Origin of the sequence: Caulobacter sp. KR2-114 (assembly GCF_049446115.1) — a bacterium.
Taxonomy (GTDB): Bacteria; Pseudomonadota; Alphaproteobacteria; order Caulobacterales; family Caulobacteraceae; genus Acaudatibacter.
In genome coordinates, this window is record NZ_JBMSEC010000004.1 from 174,959 (window position 1) to 201,070 (window position 26,112).

Sequence of the window (26,112 nt, forward strand, 5' to 3'; positions counted from 1 at the left end):
ATTATACGTCCGATCGTACGAAATCAACTTGACGAGGATGAACTTGAATACATACGTTCGGTCGTATTCTTTTGTGAACAGGAGGTCGCCATGACCGAGATTTCCCCCACCGACGCCGCCGCCCTCGCGATCCAGGCCTTCGTGCCGCCGACGGCGGCCCAGCTGGAGGCCGCCAGGGATGTGGTCGGCCGGTTCGCCGCCCAGTGGGCCAAGGTGGATCCCGACGCCCTGCGTGAGCTGATGCACGCCGACACCCGCAACCTGATCCCGCCGATGCGCGAGGCCGGGAACCGCGAGACCGTGGTGGCGCTGTTCCGCGGCGTGCTGGACCAGCTGCCGGACCTGCGCATTTCGGTGATCCGCTGGGCGCCCACCGGCGATGCGGTGATGATCGAGTGGCGCGCCAGCGCCACCCTCGCCGGCCGCCCGTTGAGCTGGACCGGCGTCGACCGCTTCAACATCCGCGGCGATCGCATGTACGAGGGGGCCGTCTACTGGGACACCCGCGGCCTTGCCGAGCGGATGGCCGAGACGGTGCAGGCCGCCCAGGCCGCCGCCGCCGGCTGACGCCGCCACGCCCGGTCGCGGGGTGGCGGGCGCGGACGCCGCCCCGCATCTGTGCTAGGGCCCGAACAGCCTGATCTCAGGCCAGTCACATGGGACAGGAGACCGATGCACGACCTCGCCGAACGCCGCATCCAGCGCGTGCGCGATCACATGGCGCTGGAGGTGACCTGCGACTGGGACGCGGTGATCGCCACGTTCGAGCACCCCCGCTACGAAATGTACGGCTCGGGCGCCGTGTTCGACGGCGAGGAGCAGGTGCGCGGCTACTTCGCCGCCTCGCGGACGCCCTTTCCCGACCAGGGCAACGAGATCATCGCCATCGCCCATGCCGGCGACACGGTGCTGGTGGAGTTCTGGCTGACCGGCACGCACCTGGGGCCGCTGCGCACGCCCAAGGGCGTGATCGAGCCGACCGGCCGCGCCTTCCGGGTGCGCATGGCGGCCAGCTTCGAGTTCCCGCCCGGCGGCGACCGGATCATCTGCGAGCGGCCCTATTTCGACCAGGGCATGGTGGTGCGGGCGCTCGGCCTCGGCTGACCCGTGCGGGCTTAGTCCGCCTGGTCCTCCAGGGCGTGGATGTCGTCGTCGGACAGGCCGAAGTGGTGGCCGATCTCGTGCACCAGGATGTGGCTGATCAGCTCGCCCAGGGTGACGTCGCCCCGCTCGGCCCACTCGTCGAGGATCGGCCGCCGGAACAGGAACACCCGCGAGGCCTCCGGCGCCGGGTCGAACACCGAGCGGTGGATGCGATCGACGCCCTGGTAGAGGCCGGTCAGCTCGAAGGCGTCCTCGATGCCGAGGGCCTCCAGCATCTCGTCGTCCGGGAAGTCGTCCACCCGGAACACCACCTCACCCGCGGCCTTGCGGATCTCCGCCGGCAGGGCGGCGAAGGCCGTCTCGGCCAGGGCGGCCAGGTCGTCGAGCGAGGGCGCCGCCAGCGGGCTCCAGTCAGCGGTCATGCGGGGGCGCTCACTCGTCGGGGATCAGGGTGTCGGGCGCCTCGGGCGGGCGCACCTCGAACAGGCCGATGTCCAGCGGCTGTTGCGGCCGCACCGGGCGAAGCGGCTGCGCGGCCATGGCGCGCAGGGCGTCCGGGTCCGCCTCGGCGCCGGCCGCGGTCTTGCGCGCCTGGCGGGCCTGGTCGGCGGACGGTCCGGCGTCGGCGGCCGCCTGGATACGCCAGTAGCTGACGGACAACCGCCAGCCCGTCGGCAGGCGGGGCTGGTCGGCCGGCTTCGGCCAGCGCCGGCCGTCGGCGAAATCCGGCGTCAACGGCGACAGCGTCGGCCAGCGCCCTTCCGCGCCCGCCACCACCTCGCGCAGCTGGCAATAGCGGTCCTCCGGCGGCAGGGCGCGCAGACGGCCGGGACGGTCGTCCTCCACCTGCCCTGCGCAGGCGTCGAGCGCGGCGTCGCGCGTGCCGTACAGCGGCCCCACGGCCTCGGAGACGAAGCGCACCGCCGCGCCGGCCAGCCGTTCGGCCTCGCGCTCGCGGCCGGCCCGGCCCAACGAGGCGGCGAGCGCCGACTCCGCGTCGGCGGCCACGGGAAACAGGATTGCGCTCATGCCCCATCTTGCCCCGCCCCGCGCGCCGAAGGAATCGTCTTTGCGCGGTCGGGGCAGAAAGCGCCCCGCGCGACCACATGCCGTCGCCAGATCCGCTTGCCCTCGCCTATGGTGGGCTGGGGTACTGATTCGGACTGAGGCTGGATGACGCCGGAAGACCTGAGCCTGGCAGCCGCCTGCGGGTCGGTGAGCCTGGCGATCTGCGCGACGCTGTGGGCGGTCGCCAGCCGCCGCGCGTCCGCGGCCCGGCTGGACGAGCTCGGCGCCCGCACGGCCGCGGCGGAACGGCGCTCGGCCGCCACCCAGGCCTCGGCCGAGGCCTTCGACACCGCCCTGGTGGCGATCGAGAACGGCGTCGCCAGCCTGATCGCCGGCGAGGACAGCCTGGCCGCCTGCGCCGCCGTGCTGGGCCTGGCCACCGCCAATCCGCAGGCCGTCACCGACGCCCTGGCCCGCAGCGATCCCGACCACGCCCGGCGGCTGGAGGCCCTGTTCACCCGCGGCGAGCCGTGCGCCTTCGAGACCCGCGGGGTGAAGGGCGGCGTCTCGGTGGAGGGTCGCTCGGCCGGGGCCATCGCCTGGCTGCGGCTGTCGGCCATCGCCGCCTCGGAAGCCGGCCTGCCCACCGCCGCACGCCTGGCGGCCTTCATCGACGCGCGCCGCGAGCCGGCCTGGGTGGGATCCGCCGACGGCTCGCCGCTGTGGGTCAACCGCGCCTGGCTGCAGGCCGTGGGCGCCGACAGCCTGGAAGCCGCCATCGCCCGGGGCGCCACCTTCGACGCCGGCATCGCCGCCCAGGCGCGCGAGGCGATCGCCGCCGGGGAACGGCGCGAGGCGGTGCGCTGGATCAACCACCCGTCGGGCCGCCGCGCCTTCCGCGTCACCGTGCAGCCGCTGGAGGCCGGCGGCGTGGGGGTGTGGACCCAGGACGTCACCGAGGCCGAGGAGGCCGGCGAGGTGCTGCGCCGGCACATGGCCGCCCACGACCAGACGCTGAACCTGATCGCCGACGCCGTGGTGGTGTTCAACCGCGACAAGCGGCTGTCGTTCTGCAACGGCGCCTTCGCCGAGCTGTGGGGCCTGGAGCCGGCGTTCATCTCCGAGCGGCCGACCCACGCCGAGCTGCTCGACCGGCTGCGCCAGCGCCGTCGCCTGCCCGAGACCGTCGATTACGCCTCGTTCAAGGCCGCCGAACTGGCCCGCTACGAGAAGCTGGGCCCCAGTGACCAGCAGATCTGGCCGGTGCCCGGCGAGCGGACCCTGCGCGTCACCAGCCTGCCGCATCCGCAGGGCGGCCTGCTGATGGTGTTCTCCGACATCACGCCCGAGCTGCGGCTGAAGACCCAGTTCAACCAGCTGATCCAGGTGCAGCAGGCGACGCTGAACAAGCTGACCGACGCGGTGGCGGTGTTCGGCTCGGATGGCCGGCTGAAGCTGCACAACGAGGCGTTCGAGCGGTTCTGGAACGTCAGCGGCGAGCAGCTGGCCCATGCGGCCGATTTCGACGCCATCGCCGAGCTGTGCGTGCCGCGCCTGCACGACATGCAGTTCTGGCGCGACCTGAAGGCGCGCATCACCGACACCGACTCCAAGGCGCGCGCGCCGGTGGAGGATGAGGTGACCACCGCCGATCGGCGCATCGTCGCCTACCAGTCGCGCCCGCTGCCCGACGGGGCCACCCTGATCGGCTTCGCCGACGTCACCGACACCCGCCGGCTGGAAGGCGCCCTGGCCGACCGCGAGGCGGCCCTGGCCGAGACCGAGCGGCTGAAGCGCGAGTTCGTCGGCAGCGTGTCGTACGAACTGCGCACGCCGCTGACCACGATCATCGGCTATTCCGAGCTGCTGGAGCGGGGCTCCGAGGGGCTCAGCGACCGGGCCCGCGGCCACGTGGCGGCGGTCCGCGCCGCGGCCACCCAGCTGGCCCGCTCGATCAACGACGTGCTCGACATGGCCGAGATCGACGCCGGCGAGCTGGCGCTGGACATGGAGGACGTCGACGTCAGCGGCCTGATGCAGGACACCATCGCCCGCTGGGCCGGCCAGGCCGACATCGGCCGTGTGACCCTGACCATCGCCGAGGGGACCGACCCGGGCCTGATCCGCGGCGACGCCCGCCGCCTCGGCCAGGTGCTGGACCATCTGGTGGAGAACGGCATCCGCCACACGCCGGCAGGCGGGGCCGTGACGCTCTCGGCGCTGCGGGCGCTGGGCGAGGTGCGGCTGCAGGTCTCCGACACCGGCCGCGGCATCCCGTTCCACGTCCAGGCGCACATCTTCGACCGCTTCGTCGGCCAGGAGCGCGGCGGGCCGGGCCTGGGCCTGGCGCTGGTGAAGTCGCTGGTGGAGCTGCACGGCGGCTGGGTCGCGCTGGAGAGCGAGCCCGGCCACGGCGCCGCCTTCACCTGTCACCTGCCCGAGGCGGCGCAGTCGACGGGACGGCCGGAGCTGTTCTGAGGCGGCGGAGTCCGCGCCCACAATTTCACTGTCATCCCGGAAAGCCGCGAACGCGGCTTATCCGGGACCGCCGGAAGCGCTGACAGGACGGCAGCGGCACATGGCTGTGCTTGCCGCGGTCCCGGATACCCGCTGCGCGGATTCCGGGATGACAACGTGGGTTAGTGCTGGCTTTCCGGCATGGTCACCACCAGGCCGTCGAGGGCGTCGGTGACCTTGATCTGGCAGGACAGGCGCGAGTTCGGCTCGACGTTCTCGGCGAAGTCCAGCATCGATTCTTCCATCGCCGACTTGTCGCCGGTCTTCTCCAGCCAGCCGTCCTGCACGTACACGTGGCAGGTGGCGCAGGCGCAGGCGCCGCCGCAGTCGGCGTCGATGCCCGGGATGTTGTTCTTGATCGCGCCTTCCATGACGGTGAGGCCGTTCTTCACGTCGATGACGTGTTCCGTACCGTTGTGTTCGATGTAGGTGATCTTGGCCATGGACTCCCCGCGCCGCCCTGTCTCAGGCGGCGACCTCTTTCATGGAAACGGCCGGATCGGCCAGCTTCTCGAGAGAAACCGGCTTCCTCTGACCAATGAGTTGACGTCCGGCCATGAATTCGGCCGGGGCGTTGACGGCTTCCACCGCCTGGATGACGTCCCCGTTGAGATGGAAGACGGCGAACTTGCCGGTGGCCGGATCGCCGCGGACCACCGTCTGGTCCACGTCGAAGGGCATGCCGGCCATCTGGAGCTTCAGGTCGTACTGGTCCGACCAGTTCCAGGTGACTTCGTGTGGCGGGGCCGCGCGGCCGGTGATCGCGCTGGCGGCCTGCTTGGCCTGCTCCAGGGCGTTGGCCACGCTCTCCAGCCGGTGGCTGCGGGCGTAGAGCGGCAAGGGGCGCTGGGTCACGTCGCCGATGGCGAACACCACCGGATCGGAGGTGCGCGCCTCCAGATCCACCTCGATGCCGTTGGCGCACTTCAGGCCGGCGGCCTTCGCCAGCTCGTCATTGGGGATGATGCCGACCCCCACCACCACGTCGTCGCAGGCGATCACCCGCCCGTCCGCCAGCTTCACGCCGGTGACGTGGTCGTCGCCCTCGAAGCTGACGATGGCGGCGTTCAGCTCGAAGCCGACGCCGCGGGCCTTGTGGTAGGCGGTGAAGAAGTCGGAGAGCTCAGGGCACGACGAGCGCGCCAGGATGCGCGGCGCCGCCTCGATCACCACCGCGTCGGCGCCGAGCGCACGGGCGGAGGCGGCCGCTTCCAGCCCGATATAGCCGCCGCCCACCACCGCCAGGCGCTTGCCGGGGCCGAGCGCCGCCTTGACGTTCTCGGCGTCGGCCGCCGAGCGCAGCACGAACACGCCGGCCAGGTCGGCGCCGGGGATCGGCAGCGAGCGCGCCCGCGCGCCGGTGGCGATGATCAGGTGGGCGTAGGCCAGGCTGCGCCCGTCGGCCAGGGCCACGGTCCGGGCGGCCAGGTCGATGCCGGTGACCGCCACGCCCAGCACCAGATCGATGTTCTGTTCCTGATAGAAGCTGGCCGGCCGCAGGGCCAGGCTGTCGGCGTCGGCCTCGCCCTTCAGCCACGCCTTCGACAGGGGCGGACGCTGGTAGGGCGCGATCGGCTCGTCGCCGACGATGGTGATCGCGCCGGCATAGCCATACTGGCGCAGCAGCGCGGCCGCCGTGCCTCCGGCATGCCCCGCCCCGACGATCACCACCCCTGCTTCGGCCTGTTGGCTCATTCTTCTTCCGATGCAGATAAATGACGCCTGCGTCAACTTCAGAATGCAAGCTGACGGATCGTCGATAACCCAGGGCCGAGGCGACGGTCCGCCTCAACCCCCGTTCTCCCTGGCTGCTAGATCGTGCGCTCCACCAGCATGTGCTTGATCTCGGCGATCGCCTTGGCCGGATTGAGCCCCTTGGGGCACACCTGGGCGCAGTTCATGATCGTGTGGCAGCGATAGAGCTTGAACGGGTCTTCCAGGGCGTCCAGGCGCTCGCCGGTGGACTCGTCGCGGCTGTCGATCAGCCAGCGGTAGGCGTGCAGCAGGGCCGCCGGGCCCAGGTACTTGTCGCCGTTCCACCAGTAGCTGGGGCACGAGGTCGAGCAGCAGGCGCACAGGATGCACTCATACAGCCCGTCCAGCTTGGCGCGGTCGGCCTCGGACTGGCGCCATTCGGCCTGCGGCTGAGGCGTCTCGGTGTGCAGCCACGGTTCGATCGAGGCGTACTGGGCGTAGAACAGGGTCAGGTCGGGGATCAGGTCCTTGACCACCTGCTGGCTCGGCAGCGGCGCAATCTGGATTTCCTTGCCCGGGACCTCTTCCCAGCCATGCGTGCAGGCCAGGGTGTTGCGCCCGCCGATGTTCATGGCGCACGAACCGCACACGCCCTCGCGGCACGAGCGGCGGAACGCCAGGGTCGGGTCCATGGTGTTCTTGATGTGGATCAGCACGTCCAGCAGCATCGGGCCGCAGGCGTCGACGTCCACGTCGTAGGTGTCCCAGCGGGGGTTCTCGGTCCCCTCCGGATCGTAGCGATAGATCTTGAAGGTCTTCACGCGCTTGGCGCCGGCCGGCGCCGGATGGTGGCGGCCCTTGCCGACCACGGAATTCTTCGGAAGCGTGAGCTGGACCATGCTCTACTCGATCCCCTGCCTGGACTTTGGCGATAGTCCCTAGACCCCGAGGCGGGGTCTGTCCATGCGGGGTTTGGCCCGATCGCGCATCGTCGCGACCAGGGCGAGGGATCGCGCCGCCGGCTTGCGCGTTGGAAGCGGCGAAGGACATCCCAGAGCCAGCCCATGCAGTTCGTCAGCCCGCATTTCGCCGCGAACGACCAAGCGGTCGACACACCCCTGAACATCGTCGTGCAGGGGGACGAGGTGCGCGTGCTCACCCCCGCCGGGGAGTGGCAGACCCTGTCGGTTCGCGGCGCCGAACGCACGGTCACACGACTGCTGGACGCGATCGCCGTCGCCCAGGGGCGGATGCCCTCGGCGCGACGCTAAAGCCCTTCAGGGTCAGGAATTGCGGCTGAAGCTGCGGCCGTGCATGGCCACAGTGTCGGTGCGCTTGTCGTAGACCGCGTCGCCCCAGTAGGTGCCGGTCTTCATCTGGCCGTCGGCGCAGGCGGCGAAGAAGGTGGTTTCCTCGGTGGCCTCGGTGTTGCCCAGAAACACCAGCTGGCGCCAGACCATCAGCTTGCCGCGGCGCTGCACCTGCACCTGGATGCGATTGCCGACATTGTCCGAGGTCCACGCGCCGGCCAGGCGCGAGCAGGCGTCCTGCGGCGCAGCCTTCGCCGCCGCCTGCGCGGCGGCGGGCGCATTGTGGTTGCAGGCCGAGAGCGCCACGGCGCAGAGCGCCACGACGCCGAGACCCCGGAGCGGGGCGTACGCTCTCATTAACGAAGTCCTAAACTCACTCAGCGGCGCCGTTTCTATGGGCGCCGGCGCGATTTTTCAATGTCCGCGCCACGGGCGGCCCGCGACGAGTCGTCCCGGGGGCAGGCGTCAGCGGGGCGCGGCCGGCCGGGCCGCCAGCGGCAGGTCGCCGAACAGGCCAGGCTCGGGATCGGTGCGCGCCCGCTCGATCGACAGCATGCGCATCTTGGTGGCGACCCCGCCCGGCGCCGAGAAGCCGCCCGTGCGGCCGCCCGCGGCCACCACCCTGTGGCAGGGCACGATGATCGGGATCGGGTTCTTGCCCAGGGCCTGGCCGACTTGCTGCGACAGGGCCACGTCGCCCAGCCGGCGGGCGATATCGCCATAGGTCAGGGTCTCGCCGGGCGGGATGGCGCGGGCGATGTCCCACACCCGGCGCCAGAGTTCCGGCGCATCGCGGTAATCCAGCTGCACGCCGGTCAGGTCGGCGGCGTCGCCGCGCATCAGCGCGCGGACGTCGGCGACCGCCTGGGCGACCGGCCCGGTCGGCTCTGCCTCGATGGCGTCCGGGAAGCGCCGGGCGACCCGTTCGCGCACCCGGCTCTCGGGCAGCATGGCGCCGACGATCCCGCGTTCGCCCCAGATCAGAGCGCAATCGCCGATGTCGGTGTCGAAGATGACGAAGGACTGGCTCATACGCGGACTATAGGCCCGCGCGCTGCGGCGCGCCGCCCGGTTCTTGCGCCCGGACGGTCACCGCATGACAGCATTGGAAGCCGAAGCCCTAGTAGACCCGCGGCTTCGGCGGGATCGACGGGGCCTCGTTGGTCATCGGCGTCGAGTGCACCGGGCGGTAGTCGATGGTCACCGCCCCGCTGGCGTCGTCGAACCAGGTCAGAGTGTGCTTCATCCACTCGACGTCGTCGCGCTGGTCGAAGTCCTCGCGGGCGTGGGCGCCGCGGCTTTCCTGGCGGTTCAGCGCGCCGTTGACGGTGACGATCGCCTGCGGGATCAGGTTCTCCAGCTCCAGGGTCTCGATCAGGTCGGTATTCCAGATCATGCCCCGGTCGGAGACCTTCAGGTCCGGCCGCTTGGCGTGCACCGCCGCCAGCCGTTCGACGCCCGACTTCAGCGACTCGCCGGTGCGGAACACCGCCGCGTCCTCCTGCATCGCCTGCTGCATCTCGCCCCGCAGCTGCGCCGTCGGCGTGCCGCCGCTGGCGTTGCGCAGGCGGTCGAGGCGGGCCAGGTGGCCCTCGGTCCAGGCCGCCTTCATCTCCGGCTGGGTTGCGCCCGGCTTGAGGATCTCGGCGCAGTGCAGGCCGACGGCGCGGCCGAACACCACCAGGTCGATCAGGCTGTTGGAGCCCAGGCGGTTGGAGCCGTGCACCGACACGCAGGCCGCTTCGCCCACCGCCATCAGCCCCGGCACCACCTTGTTCTCGTCGCCGGCGACCTTGGTCACCACCTCGCCGTGGAAGTTCGTCTGGATGCCGCCCATGTTGTAGTGGACGGTGGGCAGCACCGGGATCGGCGCCTTGGTCACGTCGACGCCGGCGAAGATGCGGGCGGTCTCCGAGATGCCCGGCAGGCGCTCGTGCAGCACCTTGGGATCCAGGTGATCGAGGTGCAGGAAGATGTGGTCCTTCTTCGGCCCCACCCCGCGCCCTTCGCGGATCTCGATGGTCATGGCGCGGCTGACCATGTCGCGCGGCGCCAGGTCCTTCACGGTCGGCGCATAGCGCTCCATGAAGCGCTCGCCCTCGGAATTGGTCAGGTAGCCGCCCTCGCCGCGGGCGCCCTCGGTGATCAGGCAGCCGGCGCCGTAGATGCCGGTCGGGTGGAACTGCACGAACTCCATGTCCTGCAGCGGCAGGCCCGCGCGCAGCACCATGCCGCCGCCGTCGCCGGTGCAGGTGTGGGCGCTGGTGGCGTTCAGATAGGCGCGGCCGTAGCCGCCGGTGGCCAGCACCGTGGTCTGGGCCTGGAAGCGGTGCAGGGTGCCGTCGTCCAGCTTCCACGCCGTCACGCCGCGGCACGTCCCCTCGTCCATGATCAGGTCGAGGGCGAAGTACTCGATGAAGAACTCGACGTCCTTGCTCAGCGACTGGCCGTACATGGTGTGCAGCATGGCGTGGCCGGTGCGGTCGGCCGCCGCGCAGGTGCGCTGGATCGGCGCCTCGCCGTAGTTCTTGGTCATGCCGCCGAAGGCGCGCTGGTAGATCTTGCCTTCCGGGGTGCGCGAGAACGGCACGCCCCAGTGCTCCAGCTCGTAGACCGCGGCCGGGGCGTTGCGCACCAGATATTCAATGGCGTCCTGGTCGCCCAGCCAGTCCGACCCCTTGACGGTGTCGTACATGTGCCAGCGCCAGTCGTCCTGGCCCATGTTGCCGAGGCTGGCGGAGATGCCGCCCTGCGCCGCCACGGTGTGGCTGCGGGTGGGGAACACCTTGGTGATGCAGGCCGTCTTCAGCCCCGCCTGGGCGCAGCCCAGCGCCGCGCGCAGGCCCGAGCCGCCGGCGCCCACCACGACCACGTCGAACTTGTGATCGATGAAGGAATAGGACGCCATGGTCAGTGCGCTCCGCCGCCGACGGCGACCTTGAGAAGGGACACGATGGCCAGGGCGCCGGCGCCCCAGGCCACGAACAGGTTCAGGATCAGCAGCGCCAGCTTGCTGCCGGGCGCCGTGATGTAGTCCTCGATGATCACCCGCATGCCGAGCTGCATATGGTAGCAGCCGGCGATGATCGTCAGGGCCAGCAGGGTGGCGTTCAGCGGGTGCTGCAGCCAGCCGACGGCGTCCTCATAGCCCGCGCCGTTCAGCGACAGGGCGGAGGTTACGCCCCACAGCACCAGGAAGATCAGGGCCACGGCGGAGACCCGCTGGCCGATGAAGTGGCCCACGCCGTGCTTGGCGGAGCCCATGCCGCGCGCCTGGCGCAGCGGGGTGCGGAAGTTGGCCATCAGCGGCCTCCCATCAGCAGGATCACCGCCCAGAGCCCCACCGCGGCGACGACGGCGAAGGCGTAGGCCAGGATCGCGGTGGTGTTAGCGGTCTTGGGCTGGAAGCCCTCGCCCAGGTCCCAGGCCAGGTGGCGGATGCCGTTGGCCAGGTGGAAGAACACCGCGACGGTGATGCCAAACAGCACCAGCCGGCCCAGGATCGACCCCAGCAGACCGGCATAGGCGTCGTAGGCGTCCGGACCGGAGGCCAGGGCCACGGCCCAGCCGGCCAGGATCAGGGCGCCGACGTACAGCGCCACCCCGGCCGCGCGGTGCAGGATCGAGGCCGCCATGGTGACGTGCCAGCGCCAGACCTGCATGTGCGGCGAAAGGGGGCGCGGTCGCACGCCCGGCGAGGCATCAGCCATGTGTCCCTCCAGAAAGCGCCGGGACTTTTAAGCCGAGCCGCCGGGGTGTCAACGAAAGGCCGGGGGCGCCGCGGCGTGAGGTGCGTGGTTCAGGCAAACGCCGCGCCCCGTTCGCTCTCTTCCAGCCACGAGGCCGAGCGCATTTCCTGCAGGCGCGAGGCGGTGCGCTCGAACTCGAAGGCCTGGTCGCCTTCGGGGTACAGCTGCTCCGGCTCGGCCACGGCCAGCACCACCAGCCGCGCGCGAGCCTCGTAGAGGGCGTCCACCAGGGTGCCGAAGCGCTTGGCCTCGTTGCGCCGGTCGGGGGTGATGCGGGGCACGGCCTCGACGAACACGGTATGGAAGCGGTCGGCGATGGCCAGGTAGTCCTGCGGCCCGAGGGCCTCGACGCACAGGCTGAGAAAGTTCGCCCGCAGCAGGCCGCCGGCCGCGCGCGGCCAGTGCAGCTTGCGCCCCAGCACCTCCAGGGTGGCGCCCAGTTCCTCGTCGCCGTTCAGCATGTCGCGCCACAGGGCGTCGAACTGGCGCTCGTTGTCCGGATCGATCGGCGAGAACCAGGTCCCCGCCCCGCGCAGCCGGTCCAGGCGGTAGTCGTGCGGCCCCGCCACGGCGACGATCTCCATCCGCGCCTTCAGCATGTCGATGAAGGGGATGAACAGCTGGCGATTGATGCCGTTCTTGTAGAGCTCGTCGGGCGGGCGGTTGGAAGTGGCCACCAGGGTCACCCCGCGCTCGAACAGGGCCTCGAACAGGCGGCCGAGGATCATGGCGTCGGCGATGTCGGTGACCTGCAGCTCGTCGAAGCACAGCAGGCGGGCCGCATGGGCGAGGACGTCCGCCACCGGCGGGATCGGGTCGTCGCCCTTCATCCGCCCGGAATGGGCATGGCCGAACCGCGCCTGGCGCTGCGCCGCGTCGCCCCGCCGCCAGGCGTCCACCAGCCGGTGGACCTCGGCCATGAACACGTGGAAGTGCACCCGGCGCTTGGGCTGCATCGGCGCATTGGCGAAGAACAGGTCCATCAGCAGGGACTTGCCGCGCCCCACCGGTCCCCAGAGGTAGAGTCCCTTCACCCCCTCGGCCTTGCGGAACAGCCCCTTCGGCCGGGCGTCGGCCAGGCGGTCCTCCAGGGCGGACAGGGCGTCCACCGCCGCGGCCTGGGCCGGATCGGCGGCAAGCTCCCCGGAGGCAAGCTTCTCGTCATAGGCGGCGCGGGTCAGGCCTGGCATCGGTGGCCGGTTACCGTGCGGCGGCGCGGATCACAACAGTGACCGCCGACGACGACGCCGAACTCAGGACGCCCCGAGTTCTTTGAGCACATAGCGGTAGGTCTGCGCCTTCTCGCAGGCGCAGCCCCGCATGACCCCTTTCTTGTCCCACCAGATCAGGGTCGGGTAGGCGAAGTTGACGCCGTTGTCCTTCAGCAACGGGCGCAGCTGTTCGACGAGGTTGCGGCCGGCGTCCACCACCGCGGTGCGCGCGGTGTCGCCGTCGGCGGCCGGTACGCCCGGCGCGGTCCAGGCGGTAGCCGGCTTCACGCCCGCCCAGTCCTGGTAGAGCTTCCACGACTTGTTGATCCACAGCTCCGCGACCGTCGCCCGTTCCGGCGGCGTCGACTTCGACTGGCCGTTGTGGTCGGCGCGGGCGATCATGATCACCCGCGTGTCCACGCCCGCGGCCTGCAGCTTGGGGAACACCTCGTCCTCGAAGCGGATGCAGTCCGGGCAGCTGCGGTACGAGACCATGTACAGCTTGTTCGGGCCCAGCTTCGGCGACACCCAGCCGGCGCCTTCCAGGGCCTTGGCGATCTCGGCCTGGTGGGTCTTGATGGTGTGCGGCCGCCAGCGCAGGTCCACCGCCCACCAGCCGTAGAGCCCGCCGCCGACGACCGCCAGCACTGCTATGGCCGCCAGCCAAGGCACGATCTTCTTCATCCGTAATCTCCTCAGAGCCGTCGCGAGCCATAGGCTCGGGACGGCTCGCAAGCTTCTCAGGTCCGGAGCATTTCCTACGCGGGAATCGGGACCGCCCCGGGAGGAAATGCTCTGGGCTTGCGCGCATGCTTCCCCCCGGCGCATGAACCGGTCAACCGCGCCGCGCTTGCTCCGCCCCCGCCGGGACGGGCATGGTCCGGACACAACGACTGAGGCCGCCATGTTGCTCCACGCCGAAGGGGAGTTCCGCTTGAACGACGAGGCCGACACGGTGGACCTGGGCCAGTCCCTGGCGCGCGTGCTGCAGAAGGGGGACGCCGTCTGCCTGTCCGGCCCCCTCGGCGCCGGCAAGTCGGTGCTGGCCCGCGCCATGGTGCGCGCTCTGTGCCCGGACGAGACCGAGGTGCCCAGCCCCACCTTCACCCTGGTGCAGTTCTATCCGGCGCCGCACTTCTCGCTGGCCCACTTCGACCTCTACCGGCTGACCTCGGCCGACGAGGCCTATGAGATCGGCCTGGACGAGGCCCTGCGCGAGGGGGCTGCGATCATCGAATGGCCCGAGCGCCTGGGCCATCACCTGCCGCCCGACCGGCTGGACGTGGAGATCAGCCTGGACGGCGAGGCGCGGCGCGCGCGCCTGACGCCGCATGGGTCCTGGGAGGAGCGCCCCCTTGAAGCCTGAACGCGAGGCGATCAAGGCCGCCTTCCTGCGGGACAACGGACTGTCGGACGCCAAGCGCGAGATGCTGGCCGGCGACGCCTCCACGCGCCGCTACGAGCGGCTCTATCCGACCCGGGGCCCCAGCCTGATCTTCATGGACCAGCCGCCGTCGGTGGAGACCCATCCCTGCCCGCCCGGCGCCACGGACGACGAGCGGCGGGCCCTGGGCTACAACGCCCTGGCGCGGCTGGCGGCAGGACGGGTGGAAGCCTTCGTCGCCTGCGCCGGCTACCTCACCTCGCGCGGCCTCTCGGCGCCGCGGGTGATCGCCGCCGACGCCGAGGCGGGGCTGGCGGTGCTGGAGGATCTGGGCGACGGCCTCTACGCCAGCCTGATCGCCCAGGGCCAGGACGAGGCGCCGCTGTACGACGCCGCCATCGACGTGCTGGCGGTGCTGCACGCCGAGCGGCCGCCGTCGGTGCTGCACGCCGACGGGCTGAGCTGGCCGCTGCTGGCCTATGACGACCTGGCCCTGAAGACCGCCGGCGATCTCTTCACCGAGTGGCTGCCGCGCTACAACCCGACCCTCTGCTTCGACGAGGCGGCGGTCGACGAATGGGAGGCGATCTGGGCGCCGATCCGCGCGCGGGGCGCCGCCGGCGCCAGCGTGTTCTGCCACCGCGACTATCACGCCGAGAACCTCGTCTGGCTGCCGCAGCGCTCGGGCGCGGCGCGGGTGGGCCTGCTGGACTTCCAGGACGCCCTGCGCGCCCATCCGGCCTGGGACCTGTCCATGCTGCTGCACGACGCCCGCCGGGACGTCGGCGCCCGTCGCGAGGCCGCCTGCCTTGACCGCTATTTCGATCTGCATCCGCACCTGGACCGCCAGGCCTTCGCCGCCGACTTCCACAGCCTGGGGGCGCTGAACGTGGCGCGCATCCTGGGTATCTTCTCGCGGCTGGTGGTGCGCGACGGCAAGCCGCGCTACGCCGCCTTCATGCCGCGCCTTTGGACCTACCTCGACCGCTGCGTCGCCGACCCGGCCCTGGCGCCGCTGAAGACCTGGCTGGAACGCCACGCGCCCCGCGGGACGCGTGCATGAGCGGGCCCGCCACCGCCATGGTGCTGGCCGCCGGTCTCGGCACCCGCATGCGCCCCCTGACCGACGACCGGCCCAAAGCCCTGGTCGAGGTGGGCGGCAAGCTGCTGATCGACCACATGCTGGACCGCCTGGCCGAGGCGGGCGTCGAACGCGCCGTGGTCAACGTCCACTATTTCGCCGAACAGGTGGAGCAGCACCTGGCCGGTCGGGCCGGCCGGCCGCCGGCCATCGCCCTGTCCGACGAGCGCGCCCAGCTGCTGGAGACCGGCGGCGGGCTGAAGAAGGCCATCCCGCTGCTGGGCGAGGGGCCCGTCTGGGTGGCCAACATCGACTCGGTCTGGGTCCCCGGCGACGTCCCGGCCCTGGATGCGGTGGCGCAGGGGTGGGACCCGGGGCGGATGGACGTCTGCCTGATGCTGGCGCCCACGGCCACCTCGCTCGGCTTCCACGACACCGGCGACGTCTTCCTGGAGGCCGACGGGCGTCTTCGGTTCAAGGAACCCGGCGAGATCGCCCCTTACGTCTATGTCGGCGTGCACATCGCCGACCCGAAGGTGGTGGCGGACGGACCCGAAGGGGCCTTCTCCCTGCTGCCGGTCTGGAAGGCGCTGGCCGAGCGCGGCCGCATCCGCGGCGTGGCGCCGCCCGGGCTGTGGATGCATGTGGGCGATCCCACCGCCCGGCGCGTGGCCGAGGCCCGCCTCGCGGAGGCGGAACGGGCCGCGGCGCGATGAGGCCTGGCCCAGACGGTGGCGCCGGGCGATGAGCGGGTTCCTGGACGCGCCCTCGCCGCGCTGGTTCACCATCTCCGCCCACCGCCCGTTCCTCGAGGATCTGGCGGCCGGCGTGCACGCCGCGCTCTCGCCGCTCGGCCCGGAAGCGCTGGCCGAGGCGGTGGTGCTGGTGCCGACCCGCCGCGCCGCCCGCGGCCTGGCGGAAGCCTTCCTGAAGGCGGCGGGAACGCGCGCGGTGCTGCTGCCCCAGGTGCGCGCCATCGGCGACCTGGACGAGGGTGAGCCGCCGTTCGAGCCCGGAGACCTGGCGCTGGACCTGCCGGCGGCCATCAGCCCGTGGCGGCGGCGCTTCGAGCTGGCGCGGCTGGTGGCGGAGAACCGTCACCTGTTGCAGCGCGACGACCTGGACGCCGGCGGCGCCCTGGAGCTGGCCGACGCCCTGGCGGTGTTCCTGGACGGCCTGCAGATCGAGGAGGTCGCCGATCCGGGCGCGGTGGGCGACCTCGTGCAGGGCGACCTCGCCCTGCACTGGCGCAGGTCGGCGCAGTTCCTGGGGCTGGCGCTCGAAGCCTGGCCTCGGCGGCTGGCGGAGCTGGGGCTGGTGGACGTGGCCGCCCGGCGGGTGGCGCTGCTGCGCCGCCTGGCGGAGCGCTGGAGCGAGCGCCCGCCGGCGGAGGTGCTGGTGGCCGCCGGCTCGACCGGCACCGCTCCGGCCGCCGCCGACCTGCTGGCCGCCGTGTCGCGGGCGCCGCGCGGCGCCGTCGTGCTCCCCGGACTGGACAAGTCCCTGGCCGAGACCGCCTGGGTTCAGGTCGAGAACCAGCATCCGCAGGGCTCGATGCGCCGGCTGCTGGACCGGGCGGGGATCGACCGCGCGGCGGTGCGCGACTGGGACCCGGCCGCAGAGACCGAGGCCCGCGGCCGTTGGCGGCGGCGGCTGATCAACGAGGCCCTGCGGCCCGCCGACGCGACCGCCGACTGGCTGAAGCAGATCGAGGCGCTGCGCCGGGAGGGCGAGGCCGCCGGCGTCGACCCGATGGCCGTCGGTCTTGAGGGCCTGTCGGTGATCACCGCGCGCAGCGAGGATGAGGCCGCCGCCGCCGCCGCGCTCCTGATGCGCGAGACCCTGGAGACCCCGGGCGCCACCTGCGCCCTGATCACCCACGACGTCGACCTGGCGCGGCGGGTGAGCGCGCGGCTGACCCGCTGGGGCATCGGCGCCGACACCTCCGCCGGCCAGCCCCTGGCGCAGTATCCGGTGGCCGTGCTGGCCAGCCTTGCCGCGCGGGTCGCCGCCGACCCCGGCGACCCCGTCAGCCTGCTGGCCCTGGTCAAGCATCCGCTGGTGCGCCTCGGCCTGGACGAGGCGACGCTGCAACGCCGCCGCCGCGCCCTGGAGCGGTACGGCCTGCGCGGCCCCCGCCCTGGCGGCTGGGAGGCGCTGCGCCGCCGTCTGGAGACTGCCGGCGAGGCGCGCGAGGACGAGGACGCCGAACGGGTCGCCGCCCGGCGCGAAAGCCTGGACGACGCCCTGGCGCTTCTGCCGGCTCTCCAGGCGCCGCTGCAGGCCGTCGAGGCGGTGTTCGCCGAGGGGCCCGCGCCGGCGGCCCTCGCCGCGCGCGCCGTCGCCGAAGCCCTGGAGCGCCTGGCGGCCGGTCCCGCCGGTGGGGCGGGCGAGCTGTGGGCCGGCCTCGGCGGCGAGGCGGCCGCCGGGCTGCTGTCGGCCGTGATCGCCGAGAGCGAGGGGCTGCCACCCGTCTCGGCGGTGGCCTTCGCCGAACTGCTGGACAGCCTGATGTCGCGCGAGACCGTGCGCCCGGGCGGGGCCACCCACCCGCGCCTGAAGATCCTGGGCGTGCTGGAGGCGCGCCTGATCCGCGCCGACCACCTGATCCTGGCCGGACTGGAAGAAGGCGTCTGGCCGCCCGCGGCGCCCATCGATCCGTTCCTGTCGCGGCCGATGCGCAAGACCCTGGGGCTACCGCCGCCGGAGCGGCGCATCGGCCTGTCCGCGCACGACTTCGCCCAGGCCGCCTCAGCCCCCCGGGTAAGCCTGATCCACGCCGAACGGCGCGGCGGCGCCCCGGCCGTGGCCTCACGCTGGCTCTGGCGGCTGGACACCCTGACCCGGGGCGCCAAGGTCGCGCTGCCGCGCCGACCCGAGGTGCTGGCCTGGGCGCGCGCGCTGGACGCGCCAGCCCGGTTCAGGCCCGCCGCCCGTCCGCGGCCGACCCCGCCGCTGGCGGTGCGGCCTCGCAGGATGCCGGTGACCGGCGTCGAGCGCTGGATCCGCGACCCCTACGCGGTCTACGCCCGCGAGATCCTGCAGCTGCGGCCGCTGGACCCGCCGGACGCGCCGGTGGAGGCCCTGGCCCGTGGCACCGCGATCCACGCCGCCTTCGAACGGTTCTCGCGCGAGCACCCCGACATCCTGCCCCCCGAGGCCGAGACCCTGTTCGCCGAGCTGCTGGGCGAGGCCCTGCGCGCCGCCGGCGTGCCGGAGGGGCGCATGGCGCGTGAGCTGGCGTTGGCCGCCAACGCGGCGCCCTGGGTGGTCGCCTTCGAGCGCCGGCGTCGGCCGGGCGCGCGGCTGGTGATCGAACAGAGCGGCCAGCTGGAGCTGGATGCGCCCGGCGGCCGCTTCACCCTCACCGCCAAGGCCGACCGCATCGAGGCGCGCGGGGCGGTGGCCGACATCCTCGACTACAAGACCGGGGCCGCGCCCAGCGCCCGGCAGGTGCGCGCCGGCCTCTCGCCGCAGCTGACCCTGACCGCGGCCATCATCGCCGCCGGCGGCTTCGCCGACCTCGGGCCGGTCGAGCCCCGGCAGCTGGTCTATGTGCGCGTCAGCGGCGGGCGCACGCCCGGTCGCGAGGAAGTGCGCGCCGAGGGCGGCGAGGCCCGCGCCCTGGCCGACGCCGCGCTGGCGGGCCTGAGGAAGCGCATCGACTGGTTCGACCAGCCGGAGACCGGCTACCTGTCGTGGGCCATGCCGCAGTTCATCGGCCGCTATGCCGGCGACTACGACCATCTGGCCCGGCTCTGGGAGTGGCACGTGATCGGCGAGCCGGACGTGGTCGACGGCGTACCGGAGGGCGCGGAGTGAGCGACCCCCGGCTGCCGTTCACGATGTGGGACCCGCAGGTGCAGGCCTCGGACCCGAAGGCCACCGTGTTCGTCGCCGCCAACGCCGGCGCGGGCAAGACCTCGACCCTGGTCAAGCGCGTCGCCCGGCTGCTGCTGGCCGGGGCGGCGCCGGGGGCGATCCTCTGCGTGACCTACACCAAGGCCGGCGCCGCGGAGATGCAGCGACGCCTGTTCCAGCAGCTGGGCGACTGGGCGGTGATGCGGGACGACGCCCTTCGCGCCACCCTGCAGGAGCTCGACGAGGGCCATCGCGACCTGTCTGCCGCCCGCGCCCTCTTCGCCCGGGCCCTGGAGACTCCCGGCGGCCTGAAGATCCAGACCATCCACGCCTTCTGCGAGAAGCTGCTGCGGCGCTTTCCGCTGGAGGCCGGGGTCTCGCCCGGGTTCCAGGTGCTGGAGGACGCCGCCGCCGCGCAGCTGTCGGCCGAGGCCCGCGAGGCCGCCGCGCGCCAGGCGATGGGCCATCCGGACGCCGCCATCGCCACCGCATACAATCACTTCGCCGTGGAGCTCGACTACCGCAGCTTCAACGCCATGTTCGCCATCTTCGAGGCGCGGCGGCGGTCGATCGCCGGCTACATCGATGCCTGCGGCGGCCCGACCCTGGCCGAGCGCGACATCTGGCGCCGCTGCGGCTTCGCCCGCCCCACGGAGCCCGAGGCGATCACCGCCGCCGCCCTGGAACGCATCCGCTGGGGCCAGTGGCGGCGCGCCGCCGAGGCGCTGGCGGCCACCGGCAAGACCTCGGACGCCCAGGCGGCGGAGCGCATGCGCAAGGTGGAGGCCGAACCGACGTTCGAGGGGCTCGGTGGCGTGTTCCTCAACCAGCAGGGCCAGCCGCGCGCGCGCGTCGGCACCCAGGGGCTGGAGCCCTGGGCCACCGAGTGGCTGGCCGAGGAACAGGCCCGGCTGGTGGAGGCCCGTGAGCGCCGCGGCGCCGCCAAGGTGGCGCGGGACACCTGGAACGCCCTGGTCCTCGCCACCGCCTACGCCCGCGCCTACGAGACCCTGAAGACCCTGCGCGGGGGTCTCGACTTCGGCGACCTGATCGAGCGGGTGAACGCCTTGCTGACGGTGCGGGCCGACGCCGCCTGGGTGCTGTACAAGCTGGACGGCGGCCTGGAGCACGTGCTGCTGGACGAGGCCCAGGACACCGCCCCCGAGCAATGGGGCATCCTGCGCCGGCTGACCGACGAGTTCTTCGTCGGCAAGGGCGCCGCCGCCCTGCTGCGCACCGTGTTCGCGGTCGGCGACGAGAAGCAGTCGATCTTCTCGTTCCAGGGCGCCGCGCCGGAGCGCTTCGCCGCCGAGGCCAGGGGCTTCCAGGCCCTGGCCCGGCAGGCGGGCGCGCGTTTCGAACAGGTGGCGCTGCAGGAGAGCTGGCGCTCGGCGCCCGAGGTGCTCGGCTTCGTCGACCAGGTGTTCGCCGATCCCGAGGCCCTGGCCGGCCTGCGCCCCGCCGACGCCGGGCGCGTGGTTGGCTTTCCGGTGAAGCACATCGCCCGCCGTCACCCCGGCGGCTGTGTCGAGGCCTGGCCGCTGGAGGTGGGCGACCCCGCGCCGGATCCCGACCCCTGGGCGCCCGTGGACGCCGAGCCGGCGGAGAGCGCGGGGCGCAAGCTCGCCCGCCGCATCGCCCGCTCGGTCAAGGCGATGATCCTCCGCGGCGAGGCGGTGCAGGACCGGCAGACCCGGCAGTTGCGCCCCTGCACGGCCGGCGACTTTCTGATCCTGGTGCGCCGGCGCAACGCCCTGTTCCACGAGATCATCCGCGCCCTGAAGCGCGAGGGCGTCGCGGTGGGCGGCGCCGACCGGCTGCTGCTGTCCGAGCACATCGTGTTCGCCGACCTGATGGCCCTCGCCCGCTTCGTGCGCTTCCCGGCCGACGACCTGGCCCTGGCCGGCCTGCTGCGCAGCCCGTTCTGCGACATCGACGAGACGGGCCTTTACGACCTGGCCTACGGCCGCGCAGGCGGACTGTGGGCGACCCTGGTCGCCCGGGCGGAGGAGCGCAGCGCGTGGCGCGCGGCCCGCGACCTGCTGGCCTGGGCCATCGATGCGGCGCGGCTGCGCCCGCCGTTCGAGTTCTTCAGCCGGGTGCTGAGCCGGCTGGACGAGACCGGCCAGTCGATGCGCCAGCGCATGCTGGCGCGCTTCGGCGCCGAGGCCGAGGACGCGCTGGAGGCGTTCGTCGCCGAGGTGCTGGCCGCCGAGGGACGCGACCTGCGCGACCTGGAGTCGGTAATCGCCGCGCTCTCGCACACCGAGCTGGAGGTGAAGCGCGAGCAGGAGGACTCGCAGACCCGCGCCGGCGGCGAGGTGCGGGTGATGACCGTGCACGGCTCCAAGGGCCTGGAGGCGCCGATCGTCATCCTGCCGGACACCACCACCCGCGCCACCGCCCAGGGCGGTCCGCTGCTGGACGCCGCCAAAGGCGGCTTCCTGTGGGCGCCGCGCAAGGCCGACGACTGCCCGGCCTCGGCCGAGGCCCGCGCCGCCCGCGACGCGGCCCACGACCACGAGAGCCTGCGCCTGCTGTACGTGGCGCTGACCCGCGCCCGCGACCGGCTGATCGTCTGCGGCGTGGAGACCCGGCCGCACCTGTTCGAGCGCAGCTGGCGCGACTATGTCGACCGCGCCTTCGACGCCTCCGACGCGGCGCGCTCTTTCCCCCTCGATGGGGGCGGCGAAGGCCGGCGGATCGGCGCCGATCCCGTGCTGATGGGCGCCGCCCGGCCGGAGGCGGATCAGGTGGCCGCCCTCCCCGTGTGGGCCCGCCGCCTGGCCCCGCCCGAGCCCGCCGCCCTGCGCTACGCCTCCCCGTCGACGCTGGGCGAGGATGGCGGCCGGGGGCCCGCGCCCTCGCCGCTCAGCCTGGTGGACGGCCTGGGCCGCTTCCGCCGCGGCGAGATCATCCACCGGCTGCTGCAGATTCTGCCCGACCTTCCGCCGGACCAGCGCGCCGACGGCGCCGCCCGGCTGCTGGCCCGCGAGCGCGATCTCTCGGAGACCCAGCGGGCCGAGATGGCCGCCGCCGCGCTGACCGTGCTCGGCGACGCCCGCTTCGCCGAGGTGTTCGGCCCGGGCTCGCGCGCCGAGGTGGCGCTCGCGGGGGCGGCGGCGCGGCTGCCGCCGGGCCTGGCGATCTCCGGCCGCGTCGACCGGCTGATGGTGACGCCGGCCCGGGTGCTGGTGGTGGACTTCAAGACCAATCGGCCCGCCCCCGCGCGCATCGAGGACGCCGACCGCGCCTATGTGGTGCAGATGGCGGTCTATCGCGCGGTGCTGGCCGAGGTGTTCCCCGGCCGCAGCATCGAGGCGGCGCTGGTCTGGACGGACGGACCGCGCCTCATGCCGGTCCCAGAAAATCTCATGCTCGAGGTGCTGGACGAGATCGTCGCAAACAGTTGAAGTGCCGCCCGAGTGGCTTACATGCGCCATCTGATGAGTCGCGGCCGCTCCGCGACTTCTGGGAGTTTTTCAATGAGCACCGTCAAGGTCACCGACGAAACCTTCGAACAGGACGTGCTGAAGGCCGACAAGCCCGTGCTGGTGGACTTCTGGGCCGAGTGGTGCGGCCCCTGCAAGCAGATCGCCCCGGCGCTGGAACAGATCGCCGAGGAACTGGCGGGCAAGGTGACGATCGCCAAGGTCGACATCGACAACAGCCCCACCACCCCCGCCCGTTATGGCGTGCGCGGCATCCCGACGATGATGCTGTTCCGCGACGGCCAGATGGCCTCGATGAAGGTGGGCGCCATGCCCAAGTCCAAGATCCTCGAGTGGCTGTCCGAAGCCGGCGTGGAATCCGCGGCCTGATTTCACCCTCCCCCCTGTGGGGAGGGACAGATCGCGAAGCGACCAGGGTGGGGGAGTCGGATGCTTCCCCACCCTTTTTCGTGTCCCCATCCCCCGCTTCGCGGGGACTTCCCCCAGAGGGGGAAAGAGAAACAGCAACTCAGCCCGCATGAAAGTTCTCTTCCCCCCTTGGGGGAAGTACCGCCGAAGGCGGGGATGGGGGCTCCAGCGGAGACCGATCTAGGTCGGCCAGGTGTCAGGGCTGAGCGACAGCACGTCGCCGACGAAGTGCAGCGAGCCGCAGATCAGCACGTGCGGTGGCGCGCCGGGGCGGGCCAGGGCGCGGACCAGGGCGTCCTCGACGCCGTTGGCGACCTCGGCGTCCAGGCCCACGGCGGTGGCCGAGGCGGCCAGTTCCTCCGGCGGCGTCGCCGAGGGGGACTCGAAGCTGGTGGTGAACACCTTGTGCGCCGCGCCGCGGAAGGCTTCGAAGAAGCCGCGGTTGTCCTTGCGCCCCAGCATGCCGACGATCATCACCACCGGCCGCCCGTCACGCGCCGCCAGGCGCGCCACGGCGTCGGCCAGGGCGCGGCCGGCGTGGGGATTGTGCGCCCCGTCCAGCCACAGGTCCGCGCCGCTGGGCCGGGCGAGATCCGCCAGCGGGCCCTTGGTGATCGGCTGGAAACGCCCGGGCCAGACCGTGGACGCCACGCCGCGGGCGATCGCCGCGTCGTCGATCGCCGGATGGCCCCAGGTCTTGATCGCCGCCACCGCGAGGCCCGCGTTGTCGAACTGATGCTGGCCGAACAGGCTGGGGGGCGGCAGGTCCAGCAGGCCGTCCTCCAGCTGCACCACCAGCCGGCCGTTCTGCTCGAAGGCGTCGATGTCGCGGCCCATCAGGGTCATCGGCGCGTGCAGCGTCTGGGCCTCGCTCTCGATGGCCTGCAGCGCCTCCTCGAGCTGGCGCGCCACCACCACGGGGCGGCCCCGCTTGATGATGCCGGCCTTTTCCCAGGCGATCTTGGACAGCTCAGGGCCGAGCATCTCCAGGTGGTCGTAGTCGACCGGGGTGATCACGCTGACCGCCGGGGCGGCGAACACGTTGGAGGCGTCGAAGCGCCCGCCCAGGCCCACCTCGACGACGGTCAGGTCGGCCGGCGTCTGGGCGAAGGCGTGCAGCGCCAGGGCGGTGGTGATCTCGAAGAAGCTGATCGGCTGGCCCTGGTTGGCCGCCTCGACCTCGTCGATGCGCAGCGACAGCTCCTCGTCGGTGATCAGCTGACCGGCGATGCGGATGCGCTCGGCGAAGCGCACCAGGTGCGGCGAGATGATCGCGTGCACCTTCAGACCAGCCGCCTCGGCGATGGCGCGCAGGTAGGCGCAGGTCGAGCCCTTGCCGTTGGTGCCGGCCACGTGGATCACCGGCGGCAGGCGGTCCTGCGGCCGGCCGAGCGCCGTCAGCAGCCGCTCGATGCGGCCGGTCGACAGGTCGATCAGGCTGGGGTGCAGCGCGCGCAGCCGCGCGATGGTGACGTCCGAGGCGCGGATCGCGTCGTACTCGGGCCTCACGGGCGGACCCCCGGCGGGCGTGGGGGCGGGCGGTTGGGGATCAGGCGGCGGAAAGACGGGACCGTCCCATCAGCAGGGTGCGCAGGATCGAGCCCAGCACACGGGGGAGTTCGGCGCGCGGCGTGACCTTGTCGACCATGCCGCGCTCCATCAGGAACTCGGCGGTCTGGAAGCCGGGCGGCAGGGTTTCGCGGATGGTGCTCTCGATCACCCGGCGGCCGGAGAAGCCGATCTGCGCCCCCGGTTCGGCCAAGTGCACGTCGCCCAGCATGGCGTAGGACGCCGTCACGCCGCCATAGGTCGGGTCGGTGAGCACCACGATATAGGGCAGCTTGGCCTGGCGCAGGCGCTGGATGGCCAGGGTGGTGCGCGCCATCTGCATCAGCGACAGCGAGCCTTCCTGCATGCGCGCGCCGCCCGAGGCGGTGAACGCCACGAACGGCACGTCGCGCTTGATCGCCTCGTCCACCGCCGCCAGGAAGCCCTCGCCGGCGGCCACGCCCAGCGAAGCGCCCATGAAGGCGAAGTCCTGCACCAGCACCACGGTGGTCTGGCCGCCGATCTCGCCCACGGCCGCGGCCATGGTGTCCTGTTCGCCGGTGGCCTTGCGCGCGGCGTTCAGCGTCTCGCGGTAGGACTTGCCGTAGGTGAACTCCAGCGGGTCGTCCGGCGACTTCGGCATGGGCAGGGTCTTGAACTTGCCGCCGTCGAAGGTGATGCCGAAGCGCTGGGCCGGGCGGATGCGCATGTGCCGGCCGGACGGGGTGACCCACAGGGCCGCCTCCAGGTCCGAGCGGTAGATCATCTCGCCGCTGTCGGGATCCTTGACCCACAGATTGTCCGGCGTCTCGCGCTTGGACACCAGCTTGCGGAAGCCCGGCGCGATGTTCGCCAGCCAGCCGCCCCGCTCGCGGTTCGCGGGCTGCGGGGGACGTGGGGGCTTGTTTCGCTTGTCGTCGGCCAGGGCCATGTTTGACTTAGATTCCTGCCTGATTCAGTCGGCGCTAAGCCTTGCGGAGCGCACAGACTTAGCGAGCGCGCCCGCCGATTCCAGAACTTTCGCCACGGCATCACGGTTCTGTGCGATGGCCTCGGCGATGTCGTCGCAGAGCTGCGAGCCCACCACCACGGCGTCGGCGACCCGCGCCACGGCGGCGGCGCGCTCGGGCGTGCGGATGCCGAAGCCCACCGCCACCGGCAGGCCGGAGGCGGCGCGAACGCGGGCCACGGCGGGGGCCACGGCGGCGGCGTCGGCCTCCTTGACCCCGGTCACCCCGGCCACCGAGACATAGTAGACGAACCCCGAGGTGCGGGCGGCGACCACCTTCAGCCGCGCATCGTCGGTGGTCGGCGTCGCCAGCCGGATCAGCGCCACCTGGGCGGCGTCGAGGGCGTCGGCCAGCGGCCCGGATTCCTCCGGCGGACAGTCGACCACGATCAGGCCGTCGACCCCGGCCGCGGCGGCGTCGCGGGCGAAGGTTTCGAACCCGCGGTGCAGCACGATGTTCATGTAGCCCATCAGGATGATGGGCGTGTCCTGGTCGCCCTCGCGGAAGCGGCGGATGGTGTCCAGCACGGTGTCCAGCGTGGCGCCGGCCGCCAGGGCGCGCAGCGCGGCGCGCTGGATCGGCGGGCCTTCGGCCATCGGGTCGGAGAACGGGAAGCCCACCTCGATCAGGTCGGCCCCGGCGCCCGGCAGGCCCTGCAGGATCTTCAGCGCCGTCGCGGCGTCGGGATCGCCGGCCATGATATAGGGCACGAAGGCCGCGCGGCCCTCCGCCTTCAGCCTGGCGAAGCGGGCGTCGATACGGGAAACGGTCAAG

At 72.3% G+C, this 26,112-nt stretch carries 25 protein-coding genes; 10 read left to right on the forward strand and 15 right to left on the reverse strand.

From position 1 onward, the window contains the following. Nucleotides 1-90: 90 nt before the first annotated feature. Entirely contained in the window at nt 91-567 is a 477-nt protein-coding gene (locus ACO2Q3_RS16135) for a nuclear transport factor 2 family protein (protein WP_423308309.1), read from the forward strand. Nucleotides 568-672: 105 nt separating this feature from the next. Next, a complete protein-coding gene (locus tag ACO2Q3_RS16140; RefSeq protein WP_423308311.1) occupies nt 673-1,104 on the forward strand; it encodes an ester cyclase in 432 nt (143 codons plus the stop codon). Nucleotides 1,105-1,115: 11 nt separating this feature from the next. Here the strand turns inward: ACO2Q3_RS16140 and ACO2Q3_RS16145 are convergent, their stop codons facing one another. Then, nucleotides 1,116-1,526, reverse strand: a complete 411-nt coding sequence (locus ACO2Q3_RS16145) for a metallopeptidase family protein (RefSeq protein WP_423308313.1) — start codon at nt 1,524-1,526, stop codon at nt 1,116-1,118. Between the two features lie 10 nt (nt 1,527-1,536). Then, on the reverse strand, nt 1,537-2,133 hold the full coding sequence (locus ACO2Q3_RS16150) for a hypothetical protein (RefSeq protein ID WP_423308315.1): 597 nt from the start codon (nt 2,131-2,133) through the stop codon (nt 1,537-1,539). Between the two features lie 144 nt (nt 2,134-2,277). On the opposite strand from ACO2Q3_RS16150, the gene ACO2Q3_RS16155 reads away from it, so the two are divergent. Next, on the forward strand, nt 2,278-4,590 hold the full coding sequence (locus ACO2Q3_RS16155) for a PAS-domain containing protein (RefSeq protein ID WP_423308317.1): 2,313 nt from the start codon (nt 2,278-2,280) through the stop codon (nt 4,588-4,590). Between the two features lie 161 nt (nt 4,591-4,751). Here ACO2Q3_RS16155 and ACO2Q3_RS16160 read toward each other — a convergent pair whose 3' ends face one another. The 3 genes from ACO2Q3_RS16160 to ACO2Q3_RS16170 form a co-directional block, all read right to left on the reverse strand. Continuing rightward, nucleotides 4,752-5,072, reverse strand: coding sequence for a 2Fe-2S iron-sulfur cluster-binding protein (locus ACO2Q3_RS16160; RefSeq protein WP_423308319.1), 321 nt, complete (start codon nt 5,070-5,072; stop codon nt 4,752-4,754). Between the two features lie 22 nt (nt 5,073-5,094). Beyond that, nucleotides 5,095-6,324, reverse strand: a complete 1,230-nt coding sequence (locus tag ACO2Q3_RS16165; RefSeq protein ID WP_423308321.1) for an NAD(P)/FAD-dependent oxidoreductase — start codon at nt 6,322-6,324, stop codon at nt 5,095-5,097. 116 nt (nt 6,325-6,440) lie between these two features. Then, entirely contained in the window at nt 6,441-7,223 is a 783-nt protein-coding gene (locus tag ACO2Q3_RS16170; protein ID WP_423308323.1) for a succinate dehydrogenase iron-sulfur subunit, read from the reverse strand. Between the two features lie 165 nt (nt 7,224-7,388). On the opposite strand from ACO2Q3_RS16170, the gene ACO2Q3_RS16175 reads away from it, so the two are divergent. Further along, entirely contained in the window at nt 7,389-7,595 is a 207-nt protein-coding gene (locus ACO2Q3_RS16175) for a hypothetical protein (protein ID WP_423308325.1), read from the forward strand. A gap of 12 nt (nt 7,596-7,607) precedes the next feature. On the opposite strand, the gene ACO2Q3_RS16180 is transcribed toward ACO2Q3_RS16175, so the two are convergent. The 7 genes from ACO2Q3_RS16180 to ACO2Q3_RS16210 all read right to left on the reverse strand — a co-directional run bounded on the left by ACO2Q3_RS16180 (nt 7,608) and on the right by ACO2Q3_RS16210 (nt 13,278). Further along, complete coding sequence (locus ACO2Q3_RS16180; protein WP_423308327.1) at nt 7,608-7,991, reverse strand: hypothetical protein; 384 nt, start codon at nt 7,989-7,991, stop codon at nt 7,608-7,610. 108 nt (nt 7,992-8,099) lie between these two features. Next, nucleotides 8,100-8,666: a methylated-DNA--[protein]-cysteine S-methyltransferase gene (locus tag ACO2Q3_RS16185; protein WP_423308329.1), complete on the reverse strand. Its 567-nt coding sequence runs from the start codon at nt 8,664-8,666 to the stop codon at nt 8,100-8,102. Between the two features lie 88 nt (nt 8,667-8,754). Then, complete coding sequence (gene sdhA, locus ACO2Q3_RS16190; RefSeq protein ID WP_423308331.1) at nt 8,755-10,542, reverse strand: succinate dehydrogenase flavoprotein subunit; 1,788 nt, start codon at nt 10,540-10,542, stop codon at nt 8,755-8,757. A 2-nt stretch (nt 10,543-10,544) separates the two neighbouring features. Beyond that, complete coding sequence (gene sdhD / locus ACO2Q3_RS16195; protein ID WP_423308333.1) at nt 10,545-10,937, reverse strand: succinate dehydrogenase, hydrophobic membrane anchor protein; 393 nt, start codon at nt 10,935-10,937, stop codon at nt 10,545-10,547. Next, nucleotides 10,937-11,344, reverse strand: a complete 408-nt coding sequence (sdhC, locus tag ACO2Q3_RS16200; protein ID WP_423308335.1) for a succinate dehydrogenase, cytochrome b556 subunit — start codon at nt 11,342-11,344, stop codon at nt 10,937-10,939. The genes sdhD and sdhC overlap by 1 nt, the downstream gene beginning before the upstream one ends. An 89-nt stretch (nt 11,345-11,433) precedes the next feature. Continuing rightward, nucleotides 11,434-12,573 carry a cell division protein ZapE gene (zapE, locus tag ACO2Q3_RS16205; protein ID WP_423308337.1) on the reverse strand — a complete coding sequence of 380 codons (1,140 nt, stop codon included), beginning with the start codon at nt 12,571-12,573 and terminating at the stop codon, nt 11,434-11,436. A 63-nt stretch (nt 12,574-12,636) separates the two neighbouring features. Beyond that, the gene (locus ACO2Q3_RS16210; protein ID WP_423308339.1) at nt 12,637-13,278 is read right to left on the reverse strand and encodes a hypothetical protein; all 642 of its coding nucleotides are present in this window, start codon (nt 13,276-13,278) and stop codon (nt 12,637-12,639) included. A 220-nt stretch (nt 13,279-13,498) separates the two neighbouring features. Here ACO2Q3_RS16210 and tsaE point away from each other — a divergent pair, with 220 nt between their 5' ends. The 6 genes from tsaE (at nt 13,499) to trxA (ending at nt 22,741) form a co-directional block, all read left to right on the forward strand. Continuing rightward, nucleotides 13,499-13,960 (forward strand): tRNA (adenosine(37)-N6)-threonylcarbamoyltransferase complex ATPase subunit type 1 TsaE, encoded by a 462-nt coding sequence (tsaE, locus tag ACO2Q3_RS16215; RefSeq protein WP_423308341.1) that lies wholly within the window; start codon nt 13,499-13,501, stop codon nt 13,958-13,960. Then, complete coding sequence (gene amgK, locus ACO2Q3_RS16220; protein WP_423308343.1) at nt 13,926-15,041, forward strand: N-acetylmuramate/N-acetylglucosamine kinase AmgK; 1,116 nt, start codon at nt 13,926-13,928, stop codon at nt 15,039-15,041. The genes tsaE and amgK overlap by 35 nt, the downstream gene beginning before the upstream one ends. After that, nucleotides 15,038-15,775: an N-acetylmuramate alpha-1-phosphate uridylyltransferase MurU gene (gene murU / locus ACO2Q3_RS16225; RefSeq protein WP_423308345.1), complete on the forward strand. Its 738-nt coding sequence runs from the start codon at nt 15,038-15,040 to the stop codon at nt 15,773-15,775. The genes amgK and murU overlap by 4 nt, the downstream gene beginning before the upstream one ends. A gap of 28 nt (nt 15,776-15,803) precedes the next feature. Continuing rightward, complete coding sequence (addB, locus tag ACO2Q3_RS16230) at nt 15,804-18,881, forward strand: double-strand break repair protein AddB (RefSeq protein WP_423308347.1); 3,078 nt, start codon at nt 15,804-15,806, stop codon at nt 18,879-18,881. Further along, on the forward strand, nt 18,878-22,333 hold the full coding sequence (addA, locus tag ACO2Q3_RS16235; protein WP_423308349.1) for a double-strand break repair helicase AddA: 3,456 nt from the start codon (nt 18,878-18,880) through the stop codon (nt 22,331-22,333). Before addB ends, addA begins: the two co-directional genes overlap by 4 nt. Before the next feature lie 72 nt (nt 22,334-22,405). Continuing rightward, complete coding sequence (trxA, locus tag ACO2Q3_RS16240) at nt 22,406-22,741, forward strand: thioredoxin (protein WP_423308351.1); 336 nt, start codon at nt 22,406-22,408, stop codon at nt 22,739-22,741. Nucleotides 22,742-22,960: 219 nt separating this feature from the next. Here trxA and ACO2Q3_RS16245 read toward each other — a convergent pair whose 3' ends face one another. Genes ACO2Q3_RS16245 through trpA form a run of 3 tightly spaced genes read right to left on the reverse strand, consistent with a single transcriptional unit; the run spans nt 22,961 to nt 26,111 of the window. After that, nucleotides 22,961-24,289 carry a bifunctional folylpolyglutamate synthase/dihydrofolate synthase gene (locus ACO2Q3_RS16245; protein ID WP_423308353.1) on the reverse strand — a complete coding sequence of 443 codons (1,329 nt, stop codon included), beginning with the start codon at nt 24,287-24,289 and terminating at the stop codon, nt 22,961-22,963. A 40-nt stretch (nt 24,290-24,329) separates the two neighbouring features. Next, nucleotides 24,330-25,259: an acetyl-CoA carboxylase carboxyltransferase subunit beta gene (locus tag ACO2Q3_RS16250; RefSeq protein WP_423308355.1), complete on the reverse strand. Its 930-nt coding sequence runs from the start codon at nt 25,257-25,259 to the stop codon at nt 24,330-24,332. Nucleotides 25,260-25,283: 24 nt separating this feature from the next. Then, nucleotides 25,284-26,111, reverse strand: coding sequence for a tryptophan synthase subunit alpha (gene trpA, locus ACO2Q3_RS16255; RefSeq protein ID WP_423308357.1), 828 nt, complete (start codon nt 26,109-26,111; stop codon nt 25,284-25,286). Between the last annotated feature and the right edge of the window lies 1 nt (nt 26,112).